Origin of the sequence: Nostoc sp. UHCC 0251 (assembly GCF_034932245.1) — a bacterium.
Classification (GTDB): Bacteria; Cyanobacteriota; Cyanobacteriia; order Cyanobacteriales; family Nostocaceae; genus Nostoc.
Window position 1 is genome coordinate 1 of the sequence record NZ_JAYGHD010000203.1, and the last position, 4,624, is coordinate 4,624.

The 4,624-nt window shown below is 41.5% G+C and carries 4 protein-coding genes; 2 read left to right on the forward strand and 2 right to left on the reverse strand.

Features of this window, described 5'->3' with window-relative positions; genetic code table 11:
* Window positions 1-173: 173 nt before the first annotated feature.
* Entirely contained in the window at window positions 174-539 is a 366-nt protein-coding gene (locus VB740_RS17220) for a VOC family protein (protein WP_323201184.1), read from the forward strand.
* 406 nt (window positions 540-945) lie between these two features.
* Here VB740_RS17220 and VB740_RS17225 read toward each other — a convergent pair whose 3' ends face one another.
* On the reverse strand, window positions 946-2,289 hold the full coding sequence (locus VB740_RS17225) for a hypothetical protein (protein ID WP_323201185.1): 1,344 nt from the start codon (window positions 2,287-2,289) through the stop codon (window positions 946-948).
* Between the two features lie 52 nt (window positions 2,290-2,341).
* On the reverse strand, window positions 2,342-3,415 hold the full coding sequence (murG, locus tag VB740_RS17230) for an undecaprenyldiphospho-muramoylpentapeptide beta-N-acetylglucosaminyltransferase (RefSeq protein WP_323201186.1): 1,074 nt from the start codon (window positions 3,413-3,415) through the stop codon (window positions 2,342-2,344).
* A gap of 84 nt (window positions 3,416-3,499) precedes the next feature.
* Between murG and VB740_RS17235 the strand changes: the two genes are divergently transcribed.
* Window positions 3,500-4,339 (forward strand): nuclear transport factor 2 family protein, encoded by an 840-nt coding sequence (locus VB740_RS17235; protein ID WP_323201187.1) that lies wholly within the window; start codon window positions 3,500-3,502, stop codon window positions 4,337-4,339.
* Window positions 4,340-4,624 lie beyond the last annotated feature (285 nt).

Genomic DNA, 4,624 nt, shown 5'->3' on the forward strand with positions numbered 1-4,624 from the left:
TTAATCAACTTTTATTACTTCAGTAAAGCTGATGAGTTTTATCAGCTTTACTTATAAAAGCGTATGTAGGTGTCAGCGCCCAAAAGATAAAATAGGAAAGAGACATTGTTGTTATCGACTCTGAATAGAAAGTTGATATCAATTACTACCAACATTAAAAGGGGAGGTGTGACATGACAATTACACTAAATCACACCATAGTGCCTGCACATGACAAGGAAGCATCGGCAAGGTTCTTTGCAAAAATTTTTGGTTTAGAGGTCGAGGTTCCCGTCGGCCACTTCGCTGCTGTGCATATAAACGATGTACTGACGCTCGACTTCGCTGACGCTGAAGTGTTCGAGTCGCATCATTATGCCTTCCATGTCACTGATGAAGAATTTGATGCAATTTTTGCCCGCATCAAAGAGGCAGGTATTGAATACAGTAGCGACCCCATGCATCAGAATAAAGGACAAATTAACCACAGGAAAGGAGGTCGTGGCTTCTATTTCTATGACTCAAATGGTCACAACTTAGAATTGTTAACCCGTGCATAGCTTTTTGACATCAAGCCAGCAATAATTCGTAATTAAACCAAGTGAGCTGTCACCCATCTAACTACAGCGTATTTCAGGTAAATGAAGTACATGTGTAGGGGCACAATATATTCATAGGTGTCAACTTAAGCTAAAAGCTTTGCCAAATCTCGTTTCCAGCCTCTGGGCTGGAAATGCACTTCAATTGCGGCTCTGCCGCCAGTAAGGGAGGCGGAGCCTCTAGGACAGCATTCCCAGTCGGAGACTGGGAACGAAACAATGAGACAATATTTAAAAGCTGGTTCTAGGCTGACTTTCACCTCAAGTTGACACCAATGAACATGTTGTGCACCTACGATTATCTGTACCTCATTAAATCGCAATCTGCTGTAATTATCCAAACTTAATATTACAAATTATCAATGCATTACTTCTTTACTAAAAAATATGCTGTCGCATACTCCGGCAATTGGCTGATATTCTGTTGAAATTCTTTTTGACTCTTAAAAATACCTGCCAAAAAATCGAGTTGATAAAGATTGGGTAAAAATGCTCCCCCCGTATCAGCCATAACTCCCATTTGCAGGTGTTTGCGGCCACCTTTAGTATGTTCAATAATAATCACTCTACCTAAACCGATATTCAAAACATCTCCAGCAAAGGTTACTCCTGGTTTAATGGAAATTTTTGCATCTATTTTGTATCCATAGCCTTTAATAGCATCAACCTCTCTAAAATACCAATAACGTTTTTGTGCTGTTGCCTTTAATCCGCGAACATAAGACATTCCATTATTTCTATCTACGTTAAAAAATGCTTTATAACCATCTGTAAAGTTAATCAAGATTGTTCCTTGCATCAGCGCTTCTTCTAAGGCAGTTCTAGTTAGATAAGCGAGACTCTTAACTTTTCCATACTCTCTACCGCCTGGTTCATAAATACCCGACAAAACATCCTGTTTTGTGTATTTAGTGTAGAATTTATCTTGATTAGAGCTATCTTTTAGGCTGTAAATTGCTGTGTTAAAATTAGAGGTTTTCTTGCGAGAACCAGGGTGAGTAAATACAGCATATTTAGTAATTCGTAATTGTTTCTGTTTTTTACTTTTTGGGTTATGAGCAGACCATTTGATAACTCTGAAATTGGAATTGATAAATTTAGGATCTTGTAAACGAGTAGCTCGATTATTAGCAATATCCTCCTTTAAGACAGCAATCATGAAATCTAAAGTTTTCAGGATATCTGGCACAGTAACCCCTTGAGTAGCAAGGATTCCTGTACGCATAACATCTGGGTCTTCTGAACTATAAAGTTGAAAATATTTTCTAGTATTAACGAGAACTGTTAACAAATCTCCTTGATTGAAGTTAACCTTACTGCTTGGCAGTTTTACTGGAGTAACAACCTGGCTACCGTTAATGCTAAATTTGTATTTTTTAAATTCATCGACAACTGGATAGGGCGCAGAGGCTGCTAATAAATCATGTTGAGATGTAAAAGCATTTTGCTTGCCTATAATCTCATCAGATGTTTGTTGAGAGATTAAAGGATTTTGAAACCTCAAATCAAGTTGATCAAGAACTTGATTTGAGGTGAGGGATATCTGTGATTTAAGCGGAGCAAAATTTTCTGGCTGAGTAAATAACTGATCTTGTTGGGCTAGCTGCTTAGTTTTTGATTGAGTATATAGATGGTTACTGGCTAAACTGGCAAGTAATAAGGCAGCACAACCGACTGTGAGACGGAATTTCTGGTTAAATAAGATATTCATAATCTAGAGAATAAATTCCTATGATCTCTTAGTATCTTCCATTTTAAATTTTTTAAGTTTCTATAACCTCACGCAGTAACTTCGCCAACTTGTCGGCACTATCGGGAACTGCGATCGCATGAGCTTTTTCCCCCATCTTTGCTAACTCATCCGGTGATTGCAACAAATTCAACACATTACTTTGCAATGCTTCAGTCGTCAACTCCGATTGCTTCAGTGTTAACGCCGCACCAGCTTTTGTAAATACGTCTGCATTGTAAGATTGATGGTCTTCTGCGGCAAAGGGGTAAGGAATCAAAATCGCTGGCGTTCCACATACTGCCAATTCTGTTAAGCTACCAGCACCAGAACGACTAATGGCTAGAGTAGCTCGTTGCAACAACGCTGCCATATTGTTGTAAAAAGGTAAGGCTATGTATTGTGGATGTTTAAGGCTATCTGCTTCCTCGTCGCGATCGCCAGTTAAATGTACTACATAAGCACCAGCATCAAACCAAGCATTTGCAGATTCGCGCACCAACTTATTGACCGCAACTGCGCCTTGGCTACCACCAAAGACGACAATTAAAGGAACACCATCAGGGATAGCTAAATCCAGCGGTGCATCAATTGCCCCATCGAGAAATTGCGATCGCACAGGAGTACCAACACAGACATTTTTGGCACGGGGCAAATACTTAGCAGCTTCTTCAAATCCCAAGGCTACCGCACTACACCAAGGGCCAAAAAAACGAGTTACTTTACCTGGTAAAGCGTTAGATTCGTGGAAAACCACGGGTAAACCGAGAGAACGCGCCGCAATGACGGCTGGCCCGGCAATGTAACCCCCTGTAGTAAACACCCCTTGAAAATTTCCCTGCTTGAGAATTCGTCTGACTTCTATAATCGAACCAGCGAGTTTACCCAAAATGCGAATCGAGGAGAGTCCAAACCCTTGCTGAAACCCTTCAACTGCAATAGTATTCAAGGGATACTCTTTAGGGACAAGTTGAGTTTCTAGCCGATTGGGTACTCCCAGCCATTCGATCTGATAATCTGGCAGTTTTTGTGCCAGTGCGATCGCTGGAAACAAGTGACCACCAGTCCCACTGGCAGCTATTAATAATCGTATCGGTGCGTTTGCCATCAAACCTCTACCGTTTAGCGTCTAGCTTAACTAAGATAAAACAATTTCCTTACTTTCTCTAATCAAATCAGTAAACTCTTACCAATGACTACAATTATTACCGCTTTAGTGAAACGCCAACTCAGATTTCCAGCTAGTATCTGCTTGGTTTCGTTCCTGCTAACCCTTGGTTTAACAAGTGGTTGGCAACGCACTCAAGCGGCAACACCACAGCAATTAGTCCAAGCTGGTACAGCCCAAAATGCACCAGCCGATCTGAGAAACCTACTGACACAAGTTGATACCGCCGCCAGCCTGGGCGATGTGAAAGGGGTGTTGCAATTCTACAGCCCTAACTTCATTCATGGGGATGGATTAAACCTCCAAACCCTTGAAAAGTCTTTGACTTCACTTTGGCAACGATATCCCAAATTGCAATACAGTACAAAATTGCTATCTTCCAAACCTGAAGGCAATGCGATTATTGCCGAGACAGAAACGAAGATAACTGGCTTACCCTCTGCTAACAGTAATAATTCGGCTCTCAATGCCACGATTAAGTCGCGTCAGCGCATTGTAGGCGGAAAAATAGTCCGCCAAGACATTTTGTCAGAACGTACCCAACTTACCTCTGGCAGCAAGCCGCCCCAAATTGATATGAAATTACCAGAGCAGGTGCAAGTTGGTCAGAAGTATAATTTTGATGCGATCGTTCAAGAGCCGCTTGGTGATGATTTTCTATTAGGAGCAGCGCTAGAAGAACCCATAAAACCAGATAAATTTCTCAACCCCACATCTGTAGATTTACAATTACTAACATCTGGTGGACTGTTTAAAACGGGGCAAGCACCATCTACCCCTGGTAGCCAATGGGTTTCTGCTGTCATTTTACGGGGTAATGGGATGACGATGGTAACTCAGCGCCTGCAAGTGGTGAAGAAGTAGAGACGCGATTAATTCCGTCTCTACAGGAGTTAGTGCGCTACGCTAGCGCTATAGCGGTTATCAACCCAGTGAAATACAATTTTGACCTCTCTCCAAACCTCTCTCCTAAAAGGAGAGAGGCTTTGAATTGTTCCCCCTTCCCGCGATGAGTTGGGGGTTAGGGGGTTAGGTTTATTTGCATACTTGTACCTCATCGGATTGAAAATGGCTATAGCGTACTAAAAATCTCAATGGTGCGTTAGCCTACGGCATAACACACCCTACTGAAATATTTTCAGAAATCAA